Origin of the sequence: Paenibacillus massiliensis 2301065 = DSM 16942 (assembly GCF_000377505.1) — a bacterium.
Taxonomy (GTDB): Bacteria; Bacillota; Bacilli; order Paenibacillales; family Paenibacillaceae; genus Paenibacillus; species Paenibacillus massiliensis.
The window spans coordinates 276,980-300,367 of sequence record NZ_KB898188.1; the positions used below are offsets into that span (position 1 = coordinate 276,980).

At 48.6% G+C, this 23,388-nt stretch carries 21 protein-coding genes; 11 read left to right on the forward strand and 10 right to left on the reverse strand.

Annotation, left to right across the window (positions count from 1 at the left end; all coding sequences use genetic code 11):
- Nucleotides 1-86: 86 nt before the first annotated feature.
- Complete coding sequence (locus tag D328_RS28750; protein ID WP_018884885.1) at nt 87-1,145, reverse strand: leucine-rich repeat domain-containing protein; 1,059 nt, start codon at nt 1,143-1,145, stop codon at nt 87-89.
- Between the two features lie 310 nt (nt 1,146-1,455).
- Here D328_RS28750 and D328_RS0110135 point away from each other — a divergent pair, with 310 nt between their 5' ends.
- From D328_RS0110135 to D328_RS0110160, 6 genes are all read left to right on the forward strand, one after another.
- On the forward strand, nt 1,456-2,562 hold the full coding sequence (locus tag D328_RS0110135; RefSeq protein ID WP_018884886.1) for a metallophosphoesterase: 1,107 nt from the start codon (nt 1,456-1,458) through the stop codon (nt 2,560-2,562).
- A gap of 375 nt (nt 2,563-2,937) precedes the next feature.
- A complete protein-coding gene (locus tag D328_RS28755; RefSeq protein WP_018884887.1) occupies nt 2,938-4,473 on the forward strand; it encodes a pectate lyase family protein in 1,536 nt (511 codons plus the stop codon).
- A 254-nt stretch (nt 4,474-4,727) separates the two neighbouring features.
- Nucleotides 4,728-5,099 carry a hypothetical protein gene (locus tag D328_RS0110145; protein ID WP_018884888.1) on the forward strand — a complete coding sequence of 124 codons (372 nt, stop codon included), beginning with the start codon at nt 4,728-4,730 and terminating at the stop codon, nt 5,097-5,099.
- A gap of 274 nt (nt 5,100-5,373) precedes the next feature.
- On the forward strand, nt 5,374-6,453 hold the full coding sequence (locus D328_RS0110150; protein WP_018884889.1) for a WXG100 family type VII secretion target: 1,080 nt from the start codon (nt 5,374-5,376) through the stop codon (nt 6,451-6,453).
- Between the two features lie 89 nt (nt 6,454-6,542).
- Nucleotides 6,543-7,376, forward strand: coding sequence for a hypothetical protein (locus D328_RS0110155; protein ID WP_018884890.1), 834 nt, complete (start codon nt 6,543-6,545; stop codon nt 7,374-7,376).
- The gene (locus tag D328_RS0110160) at nt 7,369-7,848 is read left to right on the forward strand and encodes a hypothetical protein (protein WP_018884891.1); all 480 of its coding nucleotides are present in this window, start codon (nt 7,369-7,371) and stop codon (nt 7,846-7,848) included. The genes D328_RS0110155 and D328_RS0110160 overlap by 8 nt, the downstream gene beginning before the upstream one ends.
- Before the next feature lie 186 nt (nt 7,849-8,034).
- Here the strand turns inward: D328_RS0110160 and D328_RS0110165 are convergent, their stop codons facing one another.
- The 4 genes from D328_RS0110165 to D328_RS0110180 all read right to left on the reverse strand — a co-directional run bounded on the left by D328_RS0110165 (nt 8,035) and on the right by D328_RS0110180 (nt 11,210).
- Entirely contained in the window at nt 8,035-9,075 is a 1,041-nt protein-coding gene (locus tag D328_RS0110165) for an NAD(P)/FAD-dependent oxidoreductase (protein WP_018884892.1), read from the reverse strand.
- Between the two features lie 132 nt (nt 9,076-9,207).
- A complete protein-coding gene (locus D328_RS0110170; RefSeq protein ID WP_018884893.1) occupies nt 9,208-9,717 on the reverse strand; it encodes a methylated-DNA--[protein]-cysteine S-methyltransferase in 510 nt (169 codons plus the stop codon).
- Nucleotides 9,701-10,657, reverse strand: a complete 957-nt coding sequence (locus tag D328_RS0110175) for a DNA-3-methyladenine glycosylase family protein (RefSeq protein WP_018884894.1) — start codon at nt 10,655-10,657, stop codon at nt 9,701-9,703. The genes D328_RS0110170 and D328_RS0110175 overlap by 17 nt, the downstream gene beginning before the upstream one ends.
- Nucleotides 10,629-11,210, reverse strand: coding sequence for a bifunctional transcriptional activator/DNA repair enzyme AdaA (locus tag D328_RS0110180; protein WP_018884895.1), 582 nt, complete (start codon nt 11,208-11,210; stop codon nt 10,629-10,631). Before D328_RS0110180 ends, D328_RS0110175 begins: the two co-directional genes overlap by 29 nt.
- Before the next feature lie 393 nt (nt 11,211-11,603).
- Here D328_RS0110180 and D328_RS0110185 point away from each other — a divergent pair, with 393 nt between their 5' ends.
- Together D328_RS0110185 and bluB are read left to right on the forward strand one after the other, a co-directional pair.
- Nucleotides 11,604-11,783 carry a hypothetical protein gene (locus D328_RS0110185; protein ID WP_018884896.1) on the forward strand — a complete coding sequence of 60 codons (180 nt, stop codon included), beginning with the start codon at nt 11,604-11,606 and terminating at the stop codon, nt 11,781-11,783.
- Nucleotides 11,784-11,935: 152 nt separating this feature from the next.
- Nucleotides 11,936-12,595: a 5,6-dimethylbenzimidazole synthase gene (bluB, locus tag D328_RS0110190; RefSeq protein ID WP_018884897.1), complete on the forward strand. Its 660-nt coding sequence runs from the start codon at nt 11,936-11,938 to the stop codon at nt 12,593-12,595.
- Between the two features lie 305 nt (nt 12,596-12,900).
- On the opposite strand, the gene D328_RS0110195 is transcribed toward bluB, so the two are convergent.
- From D328_RS0110195 to D328_RS0110215, 5 genes are all read right to left on the reverse strand, one after another.
- On the reverse strand, nt 12,901-13,728 hold the full coding sequence (locus D328_RS0110195) for a carbohydrate ABC transporter permease (protein ID WP_018884898.1): 828 nt from the start codon (nt 13,726-13,728) through the stop codon (nt 12,901-12,903).
- Nucleotides 13,725-14,609: a carbohydrate ABC transporter permease gene (locus D328_RS0110200; RefSeq protein ID WP_018884899.1), complete on the reverse strand. Its 885-nt coding sequence runs from the start codon at nt 14,607-14,609 to the stop codon at nt 13,725-13,727. The genes D328_RS0110195 and D328_RS0110200 overlap by 4 nt, the downstream gene beginning before the upstream one ends.
- A 21-nt stretch (nt 14,610-14,630) precedes the next feature.
- Nucleotides 14,631-15,923 carry an ABC transporter substrate-binding protein gene (locus D328_RS0110205; RefSeq protein WP_018884900.1) on the reverse strand — a complete coding sequence of 431 codons (1,293 nt, stop codon included), beginning with the start codon at nt 15,921-15,923 and terminating at the stop codon, nt 14,631-14,633.
- Between the two features lie 144 nt (nt 15,924-16,067).
- Nucleotides 16,068-17,153: a response regulator gene (locus D328_RS0110210; protein ID WP_018884901.1), complete on the reverse strand. Its 1,086-nt coding sequence runs from the start codon at nt 17,151-17,153 to the stop codon at nt 16,068-16,070.
- Between the two features lie 114 nt (nt 17,154-17,267).
- The gene (locus tag D328_RS0110215) at nt 17,268-19,070 is read right to left on the reverse strand and encodes a sensor histidine kinase (protein ID WP_018884902.1); all 1,803 of its coding nucleotides are present in this window, start codon (nt 19,068-19,070) and stop codon (nt 17,268-17,270) included.
- A gap of 475 nt (nt 19,071-19,545) precedes the next feature.
- Between D328_RS0110215 and D328_RS0110220 the strand changes: the two genes are divergently transcribed.
- The 3 genes from D328_RS0110220 (at nt 19,546) to D328_RS0110230 (ending at nt 23,276) form a co-directional block, all read left to right on the forward strand.
- A complete protein-coding gene (locus D328_RS0110220) occupies nt 19,546-20,538 on the forward strand; it encodes an iron-hydroxamate ABC transporter substrate-binding protein (RefSeq protein ID WP_018884903.1) in 993 nt (330 codons plus the stop codon).
- Nucleotides 20,539-21,219: 681 nt separating this feature from the next.
- The gene (locus D328_RS0110225) at nt 21,220-21,900 is read left to right on the forward strand and encodes an HAD family hydrolase (RefSeq protein ID WP_018884904.1); all 681 of its coding nucleotides are present in this window, start codon (nt 21,220-21,222) and stop codon (nt 21,898-21,900) included.
- 149 nt (nt 21,901-22,049) lie between these two features.
- The gene (locus tag D328_RS0110230) at nt 22,050-23,276 is read left to right on the forward strand and encodes a mannitol-1-phosphate 5-dehydrogenase (protein WP_018884905.1); all 1,227 of its coding nucleotides are present in this window, start codon (nt 22,050-22,052) and stop codon (nt 23,274-23,276) included.
- Nucleotides 23,277-23,388 lie beyond the last annotated feature (112 nt).

A 23,388-nucleotide genomic window follows, 5' to 3' on the forward strand; every position in this document is an offset into this window, starting at 1 on the left:
CTTTTATGTTCTGCCTTGAGGCTGAAGCTGGCTCTACGTCCTACGTCCCCATTGAGGCAACAGTTGCTTGGTGCTATGCGATGGTATTAATCGCCTATCCCAAGAGGATTCGTGGAGATGGATACATGCTCCAGTGACTTCATTCGCCCGAGGAAGTCTGGCTCCTTCTCCATCAGACTCGAATGAATAGACAAATACTTCAGCTTCTGCAGACTCTCCAGCTCAGGTGGCAGCTCACGGAGCCCGCTGTAGGTGATCTCCAGAAATTCCAGTCTGCTAAGCTCTCCAATCTCGGCAGGAAGACTTCGTAATGGCAGCTCTTCCTTCGGTCTGGGGCGCCAGCCTGGAGTAGGACGATCCGAGCTCCCACCATAGATTCTGAGTTCCCTTAATTGCTTCAGTTTGCGTATCTCCTTCGGAATCTCGACCAGCTCGGCAGACATAATACTAAGACTCTTCAGGCCTGTCAGTTCGAATAATTCCGGAGGCAGCCTGTCGAGATCCTGTTCAAACACAGACAGATGCTTCAACTGCTGCAGCTCACGAATACGGACTGGCAGCTCGGTAAGCTCGTACCCCTGAATCTCCAGCCAGTCTGTCTGGTGCTGGATGGCATCGTCCAGATAGCAATCGAATTCCTTATGTTCTGGTAGCCTCAGGAACAGGCCCTGTATCCGGGACATAAGTTCTCTTCTCTCGCTGTACTCTACATTCAGAACTCCCATTCGTTCATGGGCAACCGAGCCCAGGAAGAGCGTACCATCCTCGTTCAGAAAGGTCAGATCCTCTGGAAGCGGCGAGCACCAATCATAGAGTCCGTGCACCGCTTCTGCCAGTATTTGACCTGATGCCTCACAGCAACGATAGTAATAGAATTCTCCTGCTCCACTCATACCGTGGTCCAATAGGGATCCCACTTCCCCATTTTCAATAGCTGCCATTACCTCCTCGTGTGTAACCCGCCGCACGTCCAATAGATAGGGCTGAAGCCTATCCAGTAGCTCTGGGGGCGGGGGCTGTATATTATGATAATCATCTCCGCTAAAGGTTGAATATCCGCCCACTCCTAGCATGAACTGTGGTGTACGCTGGATCGCATATTTAATAAGCTCCTTATAAGCATTTCCCTTCGGATCGGTATACATATTAATAAGATTCCTCCAAAATGAATTGAATTAGCTCGCACCATAGATTCCTTATTATGCCACAATTCCAAATGATGCCCTAGTTCAAAATACAGCATATTCGCCTCTCTACTGCCTGTATCTAGTATAGTTACGACTAATTTTTATTTTGATGCTCCTAGCAGTTATACTATAAGTATAGACACGAATCTGGCAGGAGGCTAATGAGAGTTGAGATCGGAATAAATAAATAGAGTATTGGTACATCTACTACACAACACATGAAAAACAGCTTGCCCTAGGGGCAAGTGCATGGAGGTCTGTCACATACATGTTCGCATTTATCGGAATTGCTATGCTGTTAGTCTACGCTTTATTAGTATTTTACATAGGCTGGAGCGGCTGGAGCTGGATGAAGCCTGTCGTATCTGCCAGATTCAGAATCCTGTACATCATTGCCATTATCTTTCTCGCCTCTTCCTTCATTCTGGGCAGATTGTTTGGCAACGCTGCATTCCTGAGCGTGATTGGCTCCTACTGGATGGCAGCCTTCTCTTTACTGATTATACTCCTCCCCATCGTGCATCTGAGCCTGTGGCTGATCCGTCTAACCCGCCTGCGCCATCATAAGCTGCACAAGTGGGCAGGTGCTGCTACTTTAGTTATCTTCCTTGGACTTATGAGTTATGGCTCGTTCAATGCATACAGTCCTGTCGTCCGTAATTATGAAATACAGCTGGATAAACCTGCGGGCGACCTGAATGATCTCAATATTGTCATGGTGTCAGACATGCACTATGGTGGTCTATCCGGAGCTGCACATGCTCGCAAAATGGTCGAGGAGATTCAGGCGCTCCAGCCTGACCTTGTTCTTTATGCAGGAGATATTATAGATGACGACCTAAGCGGGTATTTGAATAAAGGCATTGACAAGATTATAGCAGAGGTGAAGGCACCTCTTGGCGTATATGCTGTACTGGGCAACCACGACAAGGATAAGAACTCTACGCAGGAGCTGATCGAATCACTAGAGGAAAGTCACATTCAGGTGCTGCACGACAAGTCCATACAGATCGGAAATAATCTGACGCTGATCGGGCGCAAGGATCGTACCGATGATGATCGGGCAGAGCTGTCTGAGCTGATCGCTGGCGTGGATCTCACTCAGCCTGTACTGTTACTGGACCATCAGCCCTATGACCTGGATATTGCTGGGCAGCAAGGGGTTGACGTCATGCTCTCTGGTCACACGCACCGCGGACAGATCGCCCCATTTCATCTCATCACTGGGGCAATATACGAGAATGACTGGGGATATTTGCAGAAAAATTCATTTCACTCCATTGTCTCTTCTGGCTACGGCTTCTGGGGACCCCCGATTCGGACCGGAAGCAGATCAGAGCTGGTGCAGCTTCAGCTTAGCTTTAGACAGCCTTGAACATACACTATTCCATACAATGGTTCCATCACCGATGCATCCTTTCATCACAAAGGGGCATCGGTTTTTTGGTGTCACAGGCTCCCTCTGCACACAATTATCATTATTGAACCATGCATAATCATGAAAATGATAGAGGATTTATGCATACGGACCCGAGCATACTGGCTATTTCATAGATAAACTCAGAACCCATTTTCCTACGCTGGTAATCAATAAAGCCCGCATTTACAAGCGACTCACTGGATTTTAACATTTAATAAAAGGGTTAAATTCTAAATTAATACAAATTTGAAACTTTAGCACTATAAACATTGCAAAAAAATGGTCCGATACATAATTTGTGAAAATAATACACTTTGTGGAGGTAAAGAAATGATTTGGGGTAATAAAATTAAAAAACTGGCTTGTGCAGCTACTACACTTGCTTTGGTACTGTCGCTTGGCAGTACTAGCTTGACCAACGCAGCGGAGCTTGAAGTTGAGACTGTGAATACAGACCAGTTCTCCAGTTCCGTCATTGATGCAACCTACGGAGAGATTCCTGCCCTGACGGAGGACATGTTGCTTACTTCCCTGGCTGCTGCCAGCAGCAGTGAATATGGAGTAGCCGGATTCGCAGCGGGCACCACTGGTGGAGGTGTCGTTGCCGAGAGCAATTCCAAATACATCCAGGTATACAATGCAACGGATTTGGCCAAAGCGCTGAAAAAGGGCTCGGGATATAAAGTTGTCGAGATCATGAACGATCTCGATCTGGGCTGGAATGAGATTCCTTCAGCTGCCAAGAACAGTGCTTTTGCGCAATATGCGACTCCGCTCACGCATCCTGTGCTGAAGAAGACTGGTGTAAGCAAAATCAGCATTGACGGATTTAATGGATTGACCATCTTCTCCTCCAACGGAGCCAAGATCAAGCATGCGGGCTTCACATTGAAGCGGAGCCAAAACGTTATTATCCGCAATCTGGAGTTCGACGAGCTATGGGAGTGGGATGAAGCGACCAAGGGCGACTATGACCGCAACGATTGGGACTATATCAACATTGAGGAAAGCCATAAAATCTGGATCGATCACTGTACTTTTAATAAAGCATACGATGGACTGGTTGATGTAAAGAAAGGTAGCACAGGTGTCACGATCTCCTGGTCTGCCTTCCTCGGTGATAATGGTAACTCAAATAGCTGGGTGAACCAGCAAATTAAGGAACTGGAGGCCAGTCGCTCCAAATATCCGATGTACAACCTGCTAAGATCCCAAGGCTTGAGCACGAAGGATATTGCGGCTGTTGCTGCCAGCCAAAAGAAAGGCCATCTGGTTGGTGCCAATGAGTTCGCTAGCGATAACAAGGATCTGCAAGTGACGCTGCACCATAACTACTACAAGGATGTTCAGGATCGCATGCCTCGTCTACGCGGCGGCAACGTCCACGCCTACAATATCGTGATGGATAACGGCAATGCATGGCAAGCAAAAAAACTGATCACCTCGAAGATTGACAAGGCTCTGGCCGATAAAGGCTTCCACTTTGGCGTAACGAGCAACGGAGCAATCTCTACTGAAGGTGGCTCTGTGCTCGTAGAGAAATCCGTCATTAACGATGTCTCATCACCTGTGCGCAACAATCAGAAGGATGCTAAGAAGAGCAACTACACTGGTAAAATCCAGGTGCTGGATACCATCTACACCATGAATGGCGTTACCTTCCGCGGAGGCAGTGAAGATTCCAAGAGCCCGCTCTCTCCAGTGCCAGCATCCGCCATTAAGTTCGCCTGGACAGGCTTCAGCAAGCTGCCTTATAGCTATACACCTGATGATCCTTCCAAGCTGAAATCCAGATTGATTAGCTCCAGCGGTGCTGGTGCAGGCAAGCTGAACTGGAAAGGATCGCAGTGGTTGGATGCCAAATAAAGCAATCACATAAAACATCCCAATCCCTACACAAGGATTGATCCAAGTAATTCCAAGTATAGCTACAAAGCTCTATACTTCTCAACCTTAAGCAAGTCCAATGAGAGGATGACCTCCTTATCATGGGGCTTGCTTTTCTAGTATCTAGCAACGGATAACTCTATTTTCATATAAAATGGGTCATTCTGATAGGACCTTCATCCATGCAAAGCTGGAAAGTTCACATAGTATGGCTGTGAAGGAGGAATGATCACATGAGAAAACTAGTTCATGCTTCACAGACTTACCCTCGCCTTACGGTGTATGAGGATGAGAATTACAGAGGGCGTAGCAGGGTATACACAGGTAATCTTGGCATTCGTAATACCGATGCGATCCTGGACGGAATTGAGAGCCTGCGCTTCTTCTCGACCAACAGCAATGCTACTCTTGTACTGTTCACGAGAACCCGCTTCAGAGGCAACTTCCGCGTGCTGCGTGGCAACCACAGCATCAGCGACCTAGAGGACTATATCAACGGCAATGATGTGGAATCTCTGATTGCCACCAACCAGCGACTTACACTTACCCAGATACGGAATATTCGTAGTAGTGGCGATTTGCCTTCTGGATACCGTCTGATCTGACTATCATTCCTCAGATAACATCCTTCTTAACGGCTCCCTTTGGGGCCGTTCTTTTTTCGAATACATGACACAGCATTCCGGTTAATTCTACAGTTCTATGGGTATATATGAACAGGCACTATATATCCGACCTTATCCCCATTCATATGCTCTTATTTCATACCTACGGCTTAATTTTGGCCGAAATTGGTCGCTAGGTTTTGCCAACGCTGATAGAGTTCCCTTAAAATATTCATATTGTTGTTTACATTCCAGTCTATAAGAGGTGCAGAACATGACGAAAATTATGGTCCCCCCCGAGCGTCTGGAGGAGGTCTCCAAGCAATTTGCGCAGGCCCGTGAGATGGGGGCTGAAATCTGCGGACGTCTTTCCCAGCATATTCAGATGCTAGAGAGCGGCTGGGCAGGAGCAACGCAAGAGCGATTTTACCACGATTTCCAAAGAGCACAATCTCAAATGTCATCCTTCACTCAGACTGTCGCCTCGGTCAGCACCCAGTTGCATTCCATCGCTGTCAAGTTCAGCGAGACTGATGCCGAGCAGGGGGCAGGGATCGGCGCTCAGGCCGGGAATGCTCCGAATCCAGGAAGTGGCAATGCTGCTCCATCCGGTCCCGATGCTGTGGACCGCACAATTCAGGGGGCTTCGGATCTGAATGCGGTGCGCGGCAATCTATCCTTCTGGGGAACAGCTATCTACTCCGGGCTAGCTACCTCCCTGGTTCTGAGCAAAACTGTCCACTTCAAGACAAGCCTCAAAAATCCGACACGTACTGTCATTCATAATGCTGCCTGGGTTAAGGGCAAGGGTAATAATCCGTTCATGGCCAACCTTGGAAGAACATTGAATCGCCAATTTGCCAAACCTGGCTTGATCATGAAGGGACTGAAGGGCTTCGACCGACTCGCAGGCAAGCTACAGGTCGGCAAGCTGGGGCTTGGCTTCAGCAAGGCGAACAGCTTCAAGCAATGGACGCGCAATGTCATCGTGGGGGTCGAGAAAGGACGCTACGGGATCGCCACCAAAAAAATACCCGGCATGATCGCCAAGAAGCTGTATCCGATCAATGCGACCATGAATATTGTCGGTGAGGGCATTAACCTCGCTGGCAAAATAAAAAATGGCACCATCACAGGTACTGATGTTGCTGTGTCCGCTTCGAATGTAGCGATTAAGACCGTCTCTACCTATGGTGGTGCGGTTGTCGGCGGCAGCATTGGCGCTGCTATCGGTGGCCCCATAGGCGCTGCTGTAGGCTCCTACGTCGGGGGCACAGTTGGTAGCTATTTGGGCGGCAAGGCAGCGAAACTAGCGGAAAGTGGCATTCGCTGGGCCAGCAAGCTGTTCAAATAGTGCTAAGGCAGCTCAAACCTCACATTTGATATACAATTGGCGACAATTTACCTGTTTGAATAATACGAAAATGTATGAAGGAGAATGACATGGAGAATCCAACCGTTGTACTCACACTGGAGGAATTAGGGTTCATGTTAACTGCGCTTGGCGCAGAGGACATGGCTTCAGGCCTCCTCAAATCCTACTATGGTGACTTGAGCGAGGACCGCTGGGAACTGCTCTTTCAGGCAGCTACACACAGCTTGATGTCCAAGGGCTTCATCGCAGACCTGAATGAGGAAGAGCAGCAGATCGAATTTGATCCTGAAATCGTCGGGATGCTCGCTCATATGGCCCAGAGCCGGAGCATGCTGCGAGGACATCGAGACAATCAGACGAAGGAACATACTTTGACACTTCATGAGCAAGAGGGTAAATACCTCTATCATGTATCCAGCAACAATGAGCTGCACTTCTTCCGGTGGTCCTCTCCTGATGAGTGGTATGGCCAGATTAATGAAGTGTTTGGGCTCCGCCCTCTTGCCTTCAGATCCGATCACCGAGGCGTGAGTCTTACCGAAGCACAATGGGAACAGCTAACGTCCCCTGGATTTACAATGAAGCTGACCTCCGATTGGAATGTTGGCGAGCAGGGTGAGCAGGTGCTATTGAATTGGCATAAAGACTTTCACAACAATGGGAACAGTCTCGATAATCTGAGCCGGATGATCTATGATGATTCCGATACAGATGGACCAACCGTCACAGGGCTACTCTTCCTTCTGCAAGGAAGCAATGATATCTGGGTGGTACGCAACACCGAGCCTGACATGCAGGCACCTCCAGCACTCCGCATCGAGAGCGTCACGGAGCCGGAGTGGAGGGCGCTGATCGCTGATTTCACCGAGCCATTCCGGCAGAAAACAGAGCTTCATGGATAATATCAGCTATCGCAAATCGCTAGCATTTTGGAAAATGATGGGCAGTATGCTATTCGTGGTTGTCTGTATATTACTTGTGCTGATTGTATTTTGGGATCGTGAAATATCCAAGATCCAGATTTTCTTCTGCATTAGCTCAGCGATGCTGGGCATTCCGTTCTTTGGCGGCTATCTTGTTGCATCGGCCAGCAAATGGTTACGTAAGGATACCCGTCTGCTCATATATGATGAGCATCAGATCACAGACGGTGTACGCTCAGTCCCCTGGAATGCTGTAGCCAGACTCGATTACAGGGGAGCGTCCTTCCAAAAATGGATGCTACCGAGGTTTCCCGCTTATATTTTTCATTTGAAGGATGGGAGCAAGTGGGAGGTCAGCACGTATTACATGCTGAATGATGAGGAATTCGCCAGCAGCATCAAGCTACTGCGCTCACTGATCTCACGCAACAAGCAGAAAAGCAAGAAATAATCGGATTGCACTCGTGCTCACACAGTAGCTTTCACGTTAGCTATGCACCTCTCCCTCTCACATGGGTTCTGCATCTAAATCTTACACATAGGCCATTCACATTACGCTAATTTCCTGAACAATACACACACATGCCCGCAGCTGGACTTTATTCCAGACTTGCGGGCATGTCTTGTCTTATGTAATTCAGTCTTCCTCTATGACACCCAGCAATCTATTCTTCTCCTTGAAGCGCTCATTATGCGAGGATACATAAGCCTTCTTTGGGGCCTCCGGGTCGATGAACAGCTTGGCGCTGTTGACAGCCAGTACAGCATCGGTGATAGCTCCCGCAATGAGATTAACCTTGCTATCGTAGACAGCAAAGTCACCTGCTCCGAAAATCCCAGGCAGATTCGTATGCAGCTTGGCGTCCACGTACAGGAACCAATCATCCATGTTCAGCCCCCAATCTCGAATGCCACTGAAGTCGGAGGCTAAACCATGATTGACGATCACGGCATCCACCTGCAGGCTTGTCTGATCGCCAGATTCTTTGTGCTCAATACGGACCTGATCGATTGACTGACCATCTGAGCTGCTTAACTGGGTCACCTCATAGGGAGTAAGCACGGCTACCGAGGAATTTTTCATACGAGCCACCTGCTTCTCATGGCCGCCGAATTCGGCACGACGATGGACTACAGTGACCTGCTCTGCAATGGGCTCCAGTTCGTTGGCCCAGTCTACAGCCGAATTGCCACCGCCAGAGATCAGCACCTTTTTACCACGAAAGCCTTCCAGCTCTTCTACGGTATAATGCAGATTCGTCACTTCATACCGCTCAGCCCCGTCCAGCTCCAGCTTGGCCAGCTTCAGAATTCCACGTCCGATTGCCAGAATAATCGTCTTGGTCCAATGCCGTTCCCCTGCTTCTGTGACGAGAATATAGGTCCCGTCTTCACAGCGCTCCAGATGCTTGACATGCTGTCCAAGCACAACCGTCGGCTCAAATGTCTCCGCCTGCTGACGCATTTGTCCTATAAGATCATTGCAGAGGATCGGCGGTACACCACCCACATCCCATATCATCTTCTCCTTGTAAATGAGCATCCGTCCACCAAGTTCCTCCTGAGCCTCCAGCAGCTTGGTCTTCATATCTCTCATTCCGCTATAAAAAGCCGCGTACATCCCCGCAGGGCCGCCGCCAATAATGGTCAGATCATATAATTCCAGATTCTCCGTCATGATGAAAGAGTCCTCCCCTGAGCATTGTTCAATCCAGTTGATATTGATAATTATTATCAATGTTATGAACATCATATAGGGGATTTGGTCAATTCGTCAATTATTGGATGAGACAGCTCTGGCAAAATGCACCTATTTGGTACTAACCGTATTATCAGCATAGGCAAAGGACTGCTCATGCTGCAGGAGCCATTCCTTGCGCCACAATCCTCCAGCATAGCCTGTCAGCTTACGGTTCGAGCCGATAACCCGATGACAGGGAATGATAATGCTCAGCCGATTCTTGCCATTCGCGTGTCCAACGGCACGGTTCGCCTTGGTGTTGCCGATCTGATCGGCAATGTCCTGATAGGAGCATGTCTCGGCGTAGCCAACCGTACCCAGCGCTGTCCACACCTTTTGCTGAAATTCCGTCCCTTGTACCCTATAGGGAATAGTAAAGACTTGCCGCTGCCCCTTAAAATATTCATCAAGCTGGATTGCGCATAATTGCAGTGCCCCTGGCGCTCCCTCCATCCCGCTCATCATATCTATCGACGCAGGATCATCAACGAACATAATGGAGAGCACTGCCTCCTCTGTACCTTGAATCTCAATAACACCGAGCGGTGATTCGTAATACAGCTTATCCACGTTCATCATATAGTGACCTCCAAAGGTAAAATGTAGCGTAGGCCTGCCAGCCTGTCCAGCGGGCGCCCCATGCCTCAAGCTCGGCCATTTCAGGCTTATGCGGTAGGTTCAACTGGGCTTTCATGGCCTGATGCAGTCCTGCATCCGCTATGGGGAAGGCCGAAGGATCACGCAGACATTTCATTCGCACATAATCTGCTGTCCATGCACCTACACCCCGGATCGCCAGCAACCTATCACGTGCCTGCTGTGGGCCAAGCTGTAGCAGCTCCGTTTTGGACAATGAGCCTTCTGCCAGCTCCCGGGCAATGCCGATAATATATTCGGCCTTGCGGGTCGTGAACTTCAGCGGACGCAAATCCTCCGGCTCCAGAGCGGCAATCTCCGCTGGCTCCGGGAATAACCAGCACTGCTTATCATTGAAGTGGATAGCTCTTCCATACTGCTGCACCAGATTCCGCTTCATTCTATAAGCAAGTCCAAGGTGAATCTGTTGACCAGCCACTGCCCACACCAAGGCCTCGAACAGCTCGGGAATGCCGATAACCCGAAGTCCTTGATAACGCGCGACCAATGGAGCCAGCAGCGAATCGTTCGCGCCCAATTGATAATACGCAGCCAGATCCTTGTCCAGATCGAACCATTCGATGACATACTGCGCGGCTAGTGCCCGCTCAACAGCGCTCGGCTCCTGCTCTGGAAATGTTATATGAAGTGTGCGGTGGTTCGAGTAGGTAATCTTCAATAGCAGCATACTGTCTGCTTCACCAGGTTCCGACCGCTCTGATAAGGATAATGCCTTATAGATGCCTTCCCCCTGTATGGTATGCATGATCTCTTCGTCCGATCGACTTAAGAATACAAGGCATTCGCTATAGCTGAAATCCAGCGGCGGTATAATCTCGATATATTCCTGTCTATCAATCCATGAGGCTTGGGTTACATTCATTAGAATTCCTCCTGTATTCGCCTGGTGAGCAATGCTTCAGACGACGAAATGCCTTGTAAAAATGTGATGTGCTCTGAAAGCCGCAATCGTAGCCAATCTCCAGATTGGAGCGCTGCGTATGCCTTAGCAGATAAGCCGCCTTATCTATTCGTATCTGCTCCAGAAATGTCCTTGGTGTCTCGTCCGTCTCCAGCTTGAACACCCTGTCCAGATAAAAAGGGCTCACGCCAACATGCGCGGCTACATCCTCCAGCAGGAGCCTCCGCTTGTAGTTCTGTATCAGAAATGCAGAGGCTTGGCGGACAAGAGTAACGCTTGGTGAATCCGCCTGATCAGGCTGACATCGCTTGCATGCACGATAGCCTGCTTGCTCTGCCTGCTGCATATTCGGGTAGAATTCCACATTCATTTTCTTGGGCTTTCTGGAGCGACAGGAGGGACGGCAGTATATTCTGGTAGTCTTCACTGCCGTATAAAAGATGCCATCATAATGACGGTCACAAGCCATAATTCGCTCCCACATCTCCTCAAATGACAGTACTGCCTCTCCCATGGTCCCCCTCCTCTTTGTGTGATGATTGATCCATCTGATGTGTCTATTCTAGCAGGGATGAGGTCCGCGTGTGTCCTCATTCTTGCTCTTATGGTCTAGACACCTCATTCTCACGATGGCTGCCATCCATCTTCCTAGCTCTTCCATGATTGACTTGATAAAGGAACGTGTGTTCTATATAATATACTAAAAAACTACACCCGATTCCAGAATAGAGATCGGTAAGCGTTGCAGAGGCTATCGCGTTCTGTTACCAAGAGATATGCGGAGCATGTATTGTTATTGAGTTGTAAGTCGAATTGAAGTCGAATAGCAATTTTATGTCTGATTGAGTCCTCACGCTGACATGCACGCCGATATTCTTATCGATAATCATATGGAGATGATGATGAGATGGATGACCAATTTATTAGACAGCTGCGTAATACCGGAAGGCAGGACAAGGAGCGATCCGAGTTGCTGATTACAGGCCTGAAGGAGGAGCTACGGCAGCGCAAGCAGGAGAATCCACTTCAGCGCTGGCTGCGCAGCCGTAAGCGGCGGAAGAATACAGAGCACACCTTCAAGCAATGAACCCGTACAGCGCAGCCTTTTCTATCTTAAATAAGAGCATAATTAAATAGTGGCATGTCCATGATCAGGCTTCCCATAAAGGGCGGATTGGATTAGTATAATCAGGTTAATGGATGATTTCCAATCACTTTTGCCACAGGAGCTGATTCAGTATGTTCAGTGAACAAGAAAAGGAAGCATTATACAAGGTCATCTATACCCGAAGAGATATACGAACATTCGTGGATAAGCCTGTCCCCCCAGAGGCAATTAGCCGCATATTAAATGCTGCTCATCACGGCCCATCGGTTGGATTTATGCAGCCCTGGAATTTTATAGTCATCACTAACGAAGCTGTCAAAGCTCGTCTCGCCTGGGCAGCGGACAAGGAACGCAGAGCATTGGCCATTCATTATGAAGAGGATCGGAAGGAAGAATTTCTGAATCTGAAAGTGGAAGGTCTTATGCAGGCACCACTGACCATCTGCGTAACCTCCGATCCTACACGAGGCGGGTCTCATGTGCTGGGCCGGAATTCCATACCCGAGACGGATCTGCTGTCCACCGCTTGCGCGATCCAGAACATGTGGCTGGCAGCCTGTGTGGAAGGCTTGGCTCTCGGCTGGGTAAGCTTCTACAAGAAGAACGACGTTAGAGACATCCTGAGCATTCCACCCCACATTGAGCCTGTTGCCCTGTTGTCTATCGGATATACAGACCACTATCCCTCCAAGCCAATTCTAGAGTTGTCCAACTGGGCGAGTAGAAGGGATCTGCAAGGACTGATTTTCCATGACACATGGGGTCAAGGTCAAGCAGAAGACCTGATATAATCAGCATCCTGCTCAACTCGCTAGTACGCTAAGTCGCTGAGCGCTTCAGGATGTTGGATATATGGCAGCTAGACACTTCTACGTTTACAGTGAGCACAAAAATTTAAATGTACATAATTACAACAAGACCAGTCACGGAATCTCTCCATGACTGGTCTTTGTTGTGTGGCCAAACCTTTTGCGTAAATTCCACTCCATAGCTGATCATAGTTGACGAGACTAGGTCCAAACCTTAGAGATTGGAGATTGGAGCTTAACCTTGGAGCCTGTACCTTAAGCTTATACCTTAGAGCTTGAAGCTTGAATTAACCCTTTATCGCTCCCTCAGCAATGCCATGCATAATGAATTTTTGAAAGAAGGAATAGATGACAATTACGGGAATCGCCGTCAAGACAAGCGCCGCCAGAATAAGCGACCATTCCTTAGTGTACTCTCCAAATAACGCATTGGTAGATAGGATCAAGGTGTAGTCATTGGAATCAGTCAGCATGAGCAAAGGTAGCAGAAAGTCATTCCATATCCACAGAAAGTCCAGTATGGCGATCGTGACCGAGATAGGCAGCAGCAGCGGGAAAATGACGCGGAAGAAGGTCTGCAGCTGATTACACCCATCAATCACAGCCGCCTCCTCCAGCTCACGAGGAATCGACTTGACGAAGCCATGATACAGGAAGATCGCCATATTCACGCCCAGTCCGATATAGATCAGTGCCAGTCCGTAGGTGCTACCGCTAACATTCAACGTCTTGGCCATACGAGTCAACGGGATCATCATGGAGTGAAACGGTACGAGCATGGATGCGACGAACAGCGAGAAGATAAAAGCGCTTAATTTTCCCGGTGTTCGTGATAGCTTATAGCCCGCCAAGGAGGAGCACAGGATAATTCCCCCAATGCCTAGTACCGATACCACCGTCGAATTGATTGTACTCTGCACCAGTTGAATTCGTTCGAAGGCTTGAATGTAATTATCAAAATTCAGTGTTGTAGGTAGAGAAGTAAAGGAGGCGAACATCTCTCCCTGAGTCTTGAACGAGTTAATAATCGCCATATAGACCGGGAAGAAAGAGACCACAGCCCCCACACTCAGGAATACGCTGATCAGTATGGAAGACAGTCTGCGAGCCTTCATGCCTCCACCTCCCGCTTCTTCATGGCACCAATCTGGATGAAGGTAATAATTAGTACAATCACGAACAAGATGACAGACTTGGCACTTGCATAACCATATCTGAAGTTGTTAGAGAAGGCCTCCTCATAAATGTTCATCGTAATGACTTGCGTGCTGCGTCCTGGTCCACCGCCTGTCAACCCATACACGACCTCGAATACCTTAAAGGCACCATTGAGTGTTAGGAAGAAGCAGATCGTAACAGCATGAGAGATCAGCGGCATCGTAACATGACGGAAGCTCTGCAGCGGTGTCGCACCGTCAATCAGTGCTGCTTCCTTGATACTTTGCGGTACACCCTGCAATGCCGCCAGATAGATAATCATCATATAGCCTACACCATTCCAGAGTGAAACGATGAGAATCGAGTAGAAGGATACGCTCGGGTCACCAATCCATAGCTGATCGAGTAGTGCCAGTCCCGTCTTCTCCGCCAGCTGTGGCAGCACTTGCGAGAAGATAAAGGTCCACATGAAGGCACTGATAATGACACTGATCATATTCGGCATGAAGAAGATGGTGCGAAAAAATCCTTTCGAGCGGGTTCTCGTCTCGATCAATGTTGCCAGCAGCAGTGCAAAAGCATTTTGAAGCACGACCATGAACAGTACATATTTCAGAGTGAACCATAGTGAATTGACGAAATCCGGGTCCTCGCGCAGTGCCTCCGTGAAGTTCTCCAGGCCGATAAAGGAATAATTCTGATTCAGTCCGTTCCAATCCGTGAAGCTGTAGTACATGCCTCCCAGCGTAGGAATGAGCAGAAATAAGGCATAGATTACAAACGCAGGCGCCACGAAAGCGAGCAAGGAGAGTAAACGGCGATAGCTACCTCCAGTCACACAAATCCCTCCTTCTCACGATTAACGGTTCACCTTATTAAAGGATTTCCAAGCTTTGTCCAATGCGCTAATGACGTCATCCTGATTGATCTGTCCCGCATAATAAGACTGCAGTGCCTTTCCGGCCTCATCCTTTACAGCTTGCGGAATCGTAGGATCCTGTACTGACTTGCCTTCCTTCACATAGGCTGTCGCTTCATCCACCCACGGGAAGTTCTTATACGTGTGAATCGTAGCAACTGGATTGAACTTCACGGATTCGAAGAAGGAATTAGACTCTTTGTCATCCAGCATGAAATTCAGGAATTCCTTGGCGAGCTCTTTATTCTTGCTTGCAGATGAGACAGCCAACGATGTCGATGCACTCAGGTTAATCAGCGTTGCGTCCGGATTATCGTTCAGTGGCAGTGGAGCTACGCCAATCTGAAGATCGGGATTGGATTTGAGAATCGTCTCGGCGTACCATGGACCTTGCAGCCACATTGCCGTTTTGCCTGCGGCGAAGGAGGCGGCACCGTCATCGGCGCTAGCTTCAGTAGCCTTCGCTGTTCCATTTGCATTAATCAGATCGAACACATCGAAGATTGCGGTTTTCATTTCGGCAAATGAGCCCTCATCCTTGCCCATCCGATCTACAAAATCAGGATTCTCTGTCTTCACCATCCCACCTACAGCCAACGGCAGTATGAGCTGGGGAACCCAAGCCTCCTTGTACGACAGCTCAAATGGAGTGATGTTGCTAGCCTTCAGCTTCGCAATCACCTCTTTCATTTCGGAGAGGGTCTGCGGTGGAGTTAAGCCTTGTTCCTCGAAAATTTTCTTATTATAGAGATATCCCCATGACAGCGTTTCCAAAGGAAGGGCAATGATCTTCCCATCTACACTGGTTACTGACGGCTTGACATTGTCGAGTAGCTTGGAAGCGAATGGCTGATCTGACAGATCCTCCAGATAGCCTGCTTTATAGAAGGAAGGAGACTCATTCACGGCATGCAGTGCGAAAATATCAGGCCCATCATTGGAAGCCAATCGAGTCTTCAGGATCTGTGCTGCATTATCGGCTGTAGGCATCTCCAACTGAACATCTACATTTACATTGTTCTCAGCCTTCTGCTTGGCGACGAATTTGGCAATATAGCTATCGTACTGCTCCTTGAAACGTGGCTGGGCAACGAACATTTTGAGAGTTACGTTCTTCACACCATCCCCGCCCTGGCTGGATGTATCCGTACTGTCCGTTCCCGTCGAGCCGCACCCTGCGAGTAAGCCTGCTGTCAGAATCGTACACAGCATTCCGGTCCAAAGTTTTCTCATCTTGATGACCTCCCTAAGCTTTTCATTGTGATGTCTCTTGCGTTTTGGTTACGCTTTCATTATAGCCGCTAGGGGATTCCTTGAAATTGGACAGTATTGTTCTCTTGGATTGGATATTATTAATGAGGCTTTATTAATCAGGCTTTATCCATTACGCCTCATCTCGCCAGGAGCTATACCGAAATGCTTCTTGAAGACACGATAAAAGTAAGTCACATCCTCATAACCCACCATTTCTGCTACGGCCTTGATCGGCATATCCTCATCAGCCAGCCATTTGCGAGCCTTATTCATGCGCTGTCGAATAATATAGTCATTCACTGTGCAATCGAATCTCTGCTTGAACATTTTACTCAGGTACTCCTTGCTGACATGGAAAGCTTGTGCAATTCCTTCCAGCGAAATAGTCTTGGCAAAATGCTCATCAATGTAGCCTTGCACCTCATCCAGATTCAGTCTGAATCTCATCCGTCGCTGCTCCTGCAACAGACGTAACGCCTTCAGATAAGCCTTACACAGTTGCCTGTGCACAGCATCCAGCAAAGCTGCTGCCTCCAGCTCGCCCTGAACTTGAAGCTCCGCACCTTCACGTAGCTCGCGGATCTCCGTCTCACATTCCACCTCGTTAGCTTGGCATAGCTCCTCCAGCTCCAGCCTTAGCTCGTAGATGACCTGCTTCAGGGAATCGGGCGTGAGTGCAGTGCTGGCCGCTAATTCATCGTGAAGCTGGCGGAATACAGCAAGCAGCCCCTCCTCGTCCCAGTGCTTGAAGCCCGTGTGGAACAATCGCTTATAAGGAAGCAGCAGTGCCGTCACTCTGGAGTCATAGTTCAATCCCACCGTTCGGACCAGGGTCTGCCGAATGTCCTCTCTGCATTTGTTTAATACATTGTTCAACTCCTGCGGGTCGATCGGCTTCAGCAAATAATCCACAGCACGATGCTTGATCGCTTGTCGTGCATATTCAAAATCATCATAGCCACTAACGACGATCACTTTAGTATCAGCATACCGCTCCCGGATGTGGCCCATGAGCTGAACGCCATCCATGGCTGGCATTCTCATATCTGTAATGACGATATGCGGCCGCATGGCCTCCATTTGTCTCAGTGCCTCCTCTCCATCAGCGGCTTCTCCGACCACTTCCATCTCAAGAGCCTCCCATTGTCCCAGGCTGCGGAACAGCTCCCGGTTCCAACTCTCATCATCGACGATTAATACCTTGATCATCCAGCCACCCCCACAACAAAATGTACAAGCTTGTCATATGCCGAACACGCAGCCTTGCTGAACCAAATGTATCTGTTCCATACCGTTCACACAGCGAACGTAGGTAGATTGTGATTATCCATATGAAGTTCCCTTTCTAGTAGACCAAGAGTCCATATGCTGATGGGCAGGAATATGAACGAATACTGTCGTGCCCTGACCAGCGCTACTCTCCATTGAGATTCCATACTCCTCACCAAAATGCAGCCGAATGCGTGCAGCCACATTATGCAGTCCAATTCGGCTGCCCTGACGCCACAATTGTCCATCCTGCTGCTCAAGGCGCATACGCACCTCATTTAGTCTGTCTGCGCTCATACCAACACCATTATCGCGGATCGCAATCGTAAGCATGCTTGCCTCTTTGTACGCCTTAATTTCCAGCTCCCAGGTGCCTTGCCTAGGCTCTAAGCCATGAAAGAAAGCATTCTCAACCAGTGGCTGCAGGCTAAGCTTGGGAATAGCGGACTTGAGCTCTTCCTCGTCTATGCTTACCGTATAATGCAGCTGATGAGAGAAGCGCTGCTGCTGAATCTTCATATAATTGCCCAAATGCTTGAGCTCCGCGCCGAGATTTGTCAGATCGTCCGGCTCGCGAATCACATATCGGAACATATCACTAAGTGATCTGACAATCTCATAGCTCTCATGCGGCTGCTTGGCAAACAGCATGCTTCCGATCAGCTGTAGCGTATTCTGCAGAAAATGGGGGTTAATCTGGGACTGCAGCGCCTTTAGCTCAGCAGTGTTTTTCTCAAGGCGCATAACGTATTCCTTGCGGACCTGCTCTTTGATCCGACGGGACATCTGATATAATCTCCGTTCCAGCATACCGATCTCATCCGTGCGTGTACTGCCTAGTCCTGTATTGCCATGAATGGGGTCCAAATCCCGCAAGGAACGGGCCAATGTGACAATGGGCGTTGCCGTTCGCCAAGCCAGAAATGCCGCTACTACTACCGCAAGCGTCGCTGCGAGAGTACCTACCAGCAGCCCTGATCGCATGGTTGTCCAGGCGCTCTGGTTAATTACGCTACCAGGAATCAGAGATACGATCCTAAGCCCAGTCGATTCTATTGCGCTGTAGAATACGTAATTCTCCCCCTCCTTCATATATCCATCTTCAGACTCAGTGATAAGACTGCTTGCTAGCCCTAGAGGTATCGAGGCCTCACCGCGTGAGCGATATAATATTTGTCCATCGGCATCGGTAATGAGTACGGTCATTTCATTTTGGCGCCCCAGCAGCTCCAGTGTCTTCTCCACAGCATCCCAGCGAATATCCAGTGAGATTGCCCCCAGCTTCTCCTTGTTCTCGAATCGATTAATGCTGCGAATGAGCTGAAAGCGCCCAGAGTCCTGCGGGTCGGTACGAATGAGTACATCCTTGTGCTGCTCTAGCAAAATGCTGTATATATCCGGAAGCATGGCTGGAGTTCGCATCGAGCTGGTGGAGGCATTCACTACGAATAGATGGCGGGTGTCTCTGGCATAGAGCCTGACGCCAAGCACTTGATTTCCGGCAGAGTAGTACATATTCGTAAGAGAATCAGTAATATTTCGCTGAGCCGCGAATTTTCTGGATAAATCGGCTTCCTCGGAGGCTCTCAGGTAACCATCTAGATAAGGATTGATTAGCATGGAATAGATAAGCTGATTCCAATCTGCGAACTGCTCATCCAGGTAGGAGGCGGTCCATTTCATATTGGACAGGTTCGTTCCGATAATCTCCATTTCCATGGCTCTGCGATTGTTCTCAGCAGCTACAAGCGTCAGGATCGCAATGGGAATAACCGCTACCAGGATCATGGACATCATAAGACGACTTCGTATACTGTGCCGAAAGGGAATGCCTAACTTGCCGCGCCATAACCTCATTACCTCTCACCCCCATCTCAGCTTGCTCGTACTAAGAATTGCTTAATATATGCCTCGTTTTCATGTTAATGAAACAGATATTATTATTTTTATGTGTACGCTTACATTATAACTGTCACTTCTCTTTTTGGCGTTGGAAAATTGAGTGGCCTGCCGTTGGACAATATTAATCTATATCAGGCGAAAATAGAGGATTACAGGAACGTATGAAGCAACTCCGATATTGCACTAAATGATTGACAGAAATAGTTGGCTTTGATACATTTTATTATTGATAATGATTCGCAATATCATTTACACTGGTTGAGACATTACACGCTGCACGCGCTCATTCTGTGTATGAATGCTAGTACTTTGACCAGATCAACTATGAGTATATAGTCGCTGCACGCCAGGAGCCCTCTCGACCCCTATTGAGCTTGTTGTTCTGCGAAAAGGTATTAACTTGTCGGTATTCTTACTTTAGGAGGCTTGTATGAATCACAATCGCTATCTGTTACCGCTATTTATGTTGATTTTTGTCTGTACCATTATGCTGTCCGCTTGCAGCGGTGGCGGTGCGAGCACCACACCTACAGCAACTTCACCTGAAGCTTCACCCACGACAGCGGCCCCTACTGAGGGAGCCACCCGTACCTTCGATACGGCCAAAGGACCTGTCGAGATTCCACAGCACCCGCAGCGCATTGTGACCGATTACTATGCAGGCGAAGTGCTGTCCGTTGGGGGTAACGTCATTGGTGCGGAACCACTCGCCTTCGACAGTCCTTTTATGAAAGACAAGCTCTCAGGAGCCCAGGATGTCGGCGCTCCCATTAACGCGGAGAAGGTCCTTGAGCTCCAGCCAGACCTGATCGTTGTCATGTACGATGAGAGCTATGAGGCTTTGTCCAAAATTGCACCAACGGTACATATTCCATACGGTACTACAAAGAATATTCAAGAAACCGTTGAGCTCTTCGGGGATCTCGTGGGAGAACCGGACAAAGCTAAGGAATTCCTCGCCGAGTTCGATAAGAAGGCTGCTGAGGGACGTGAGCGGATCAAAGGAATCGTGGATGAGAATACAACGGTTGGACTATATGAATTGACTGACAAGGGAGATCTGTGGATATTCAACGATAATGCAGGTCGAGGCGGGCAGACTGTCTATAATGCGCTTGGACTCAAAATGCCGGATAAGATGGCAGGACAGGATCAGACTGTACAGCTCTCCATGGAGGTGCTGCCTGACTATGCTGCAGACTACATGTTCCTGACGTTCTATAATCCTGAAAATAATAGTGATGCGTTGGAAAAATTAAAAGGTTCTCCTGTATGGAAAAACCTTGATGCGGCAAAGAACGGTCGCCTATTCATCAATGATTTTGACACCTTTTATCGCTATGACCCGATTGCCGTCATGGCACAGATCGACTTGTTCGTGGACATGCTGATTGAAGGTAGCAAGCAAGGCAGCTCCAACTAACCTGGTAATTTAACCGTATCAAATGCAAATATAGAGCCACTTCAACGAGGGACTGTCAACGCCATTAAGCTTGTTGTTCTTTGACCTGTCATGCACAGTAGAAGAGCAGCAAGCTTTACGGCTATACTCTAGTGATTTAATATTCTGGTACATATACTCTGGTACTTCCCAGTTTCACTCCCCATTCCCTCCGATTCACACCTTGCTGGCAGCTGGAAAAAATTAATTCCCCACTAGGCGGAATCATCTATTTCTGAGATCATTCAGCCCATCAGAGCACTAAAATTTCAAAAAAATATTTTTTCTGAAATGAGGCTGCTGTCCTCCTGTTCTGATTAAGCGAATGGCCGTCTTGTCCTAAGCATACACCTCAGGCTAACAAACCCTTAACCAGCTTGAAATTAAACGTTTTCTCCAATTATTGAATTGGGGCATAAATAGCAGCTTTTAACGCCACAAAAACATCTTGAAAAATGTAAAAAAACAATCTATTGTAAGCGCTTAATACATGCGTTATATTCCCTGACAAACTTGAACCATCTGGAAGGCTATGTTACGGTTTTTATAGCAAACAGCGATGATTCCACTCCATTCACTTCCAGAAAAGCTCGACTTGGAGCTTATGAGAGGTGAAACGTGTGAGATTTGCTAACTAACTGCTTGAAGAGGAGATGGTTGAACTTGATCAGAGGAATGATCTTTGATTTTGACGGAACGATTATCGATACGGAGACAGCTTGGTACACCGCTTTTCGTGAGGCTTACCAGGAGCACGGAGTTGATCTTACCCTGGAGCAGTATTCTACCTGCATCGGCACAAGCCTGAACAGCTTCAACCCTTACGAGTATCTGATGACTGACCTGAATTTGCCCATTGATAAGGACGAATTCCGCACACTCGTACAGGCAAGACACGCTGAGCTGATGGAGCTGGAGCAGATCAGACCTGGCATCCAGCATTATCTGGATTCTGCGAAGGAAGCTGGATTGCGTCTTGGATTGGCAACGAGCTCATCTACAGCATGGGTCGAGAAGCATTTGGACCATCTTGGTATTAAGCACTACTTCGAATGCATACGTACCGCCGATCATGTCGCGAATGTGAAGCCTGACCCTGAGCTGTACGAACAGACCCTTGCTTGCCTTGAGCTGACACCTAGCGAGACCGTAGCAATCGAGGATTCGCCGAACGGATCGCGAGCCGCGGCTGCAGCTGGTATGCATTGCGTAGTCATCCCTAACGAAATTACAAACTTCCTTGAATTCGACACTCCGCATTACAAGACAGACAGCTTAAGCTCCCTCGATTTCGAGCATGTCATTTCCCGTGCATTTGCGAATAGCTCCAACATACTCGCTTAATACTTCACGCGACTTTCGCGCGACAGACACTATTTCCATACAGCCTGCGGTGGAGCAGGACTCGGAAACAGTGGAGACGCTATTCGAGCATATCCTGTTCCTCACGCCTGGCAGGCTAGCATTAGCAAGCTGAAGGAGGAACTCTATCAATGAAAACAGTTCACTTTGGAGCGGGAAATATCGGCAGGGGACTCATAGCCCCCACGCTGACCCAATCCGGTTTTGATGTATGTTTTGTCGCACGTAATCAAAAGCAGGTCTCTCAGCTACAGCAACGCGGTAAATACAGGGTCACACTCGCGAATGACGACCGTGATAGCTTCATGGTCCATAATGTGACGGCTATCAGCATTAGCCACACGCAAGAAGTGGCACAGGCCATAGCTGAGGCTGATATCATCACGACCGCAGTGGGTATGTCTGCCCTCAAGGATATTGCAGAGTCGATAGCCAAAGGGCTAGAGTTCAGATTGAAGCATCGCCGTGACGACGTACCTGTACAGATTATTGCCTGCGAGAATGGTCTCAAGGCGAGCGATCAGTTGAAGCAATATATTCTGCGTCATCTAAGACCAGCTTCAGCTGAGCAGCTGAAGTCCCTCATGGCGTACCCAAATGCGTTAATTGACCGAATCGTTCCTGTTCAGAAGCATGCAGATCCGCTACAAATTATGGTAGAACCCTTCAGTGAATGGGTCATTCATGATATTGATGCCATTCAAGGCTTACCGCGAATTGAAGGCGTACGATATGTGAAGACACTGGACCCCTATCTGGAACGGAAGCTCTTCACCGTCAATACAGGCCATTGCTGTGCAGCTTACTTCGCTTATCTGGAAGGCTGTACTACCATTCAGGAAGCGATGGGCAATCCATCCATCCGTGAGCGGGTACGTGCTGTACTTCAGGAGACTGGAGCGCTGCTAGTGAGCAAGCATCATTTTGACCCGGAGATTCACGAGCGTTACATCCTTAAAATTCTACGGCGCTTCTCTAACGCCAACTTCACGGATAAAATCGAGCGAATCGGTAGATCACCATTGCGGAAGCTCTCTCCCCATGAGCGCCTGCTCAGGCCCGCACTCGATGCCCATGCCTTGGGACTTCCTACCGACGCGATCGTCTCTGCTATAGCCTCAGCCCTCATGTTCGACACTGCGGAGGACCAGGAGGCTGTACGAATCCAGGAGCATATCCGTGCACAAGGCATCAAGTCCACAGTATCTGAGCTGCTAGGTCTTCCCAGCAACCATCCGCTGCATCCAGATATCTGCAAAGCATACCAGCGGCTATGCATGAAATATCCACATATGGCTCGTACCGGCTTTGAAGCAATGATCAGTGCATGGCTTCCCCCTGCCGTATCGGGCAAGTAACCTGGCCATACACCACGCTTGGTTGCCATGAATGAATCAACGACTAACATCTAAGAGCTTAAGCTGTGCTTGAGACTATATTGAACTGATAAGACAATCAGCCCTTTCGTGT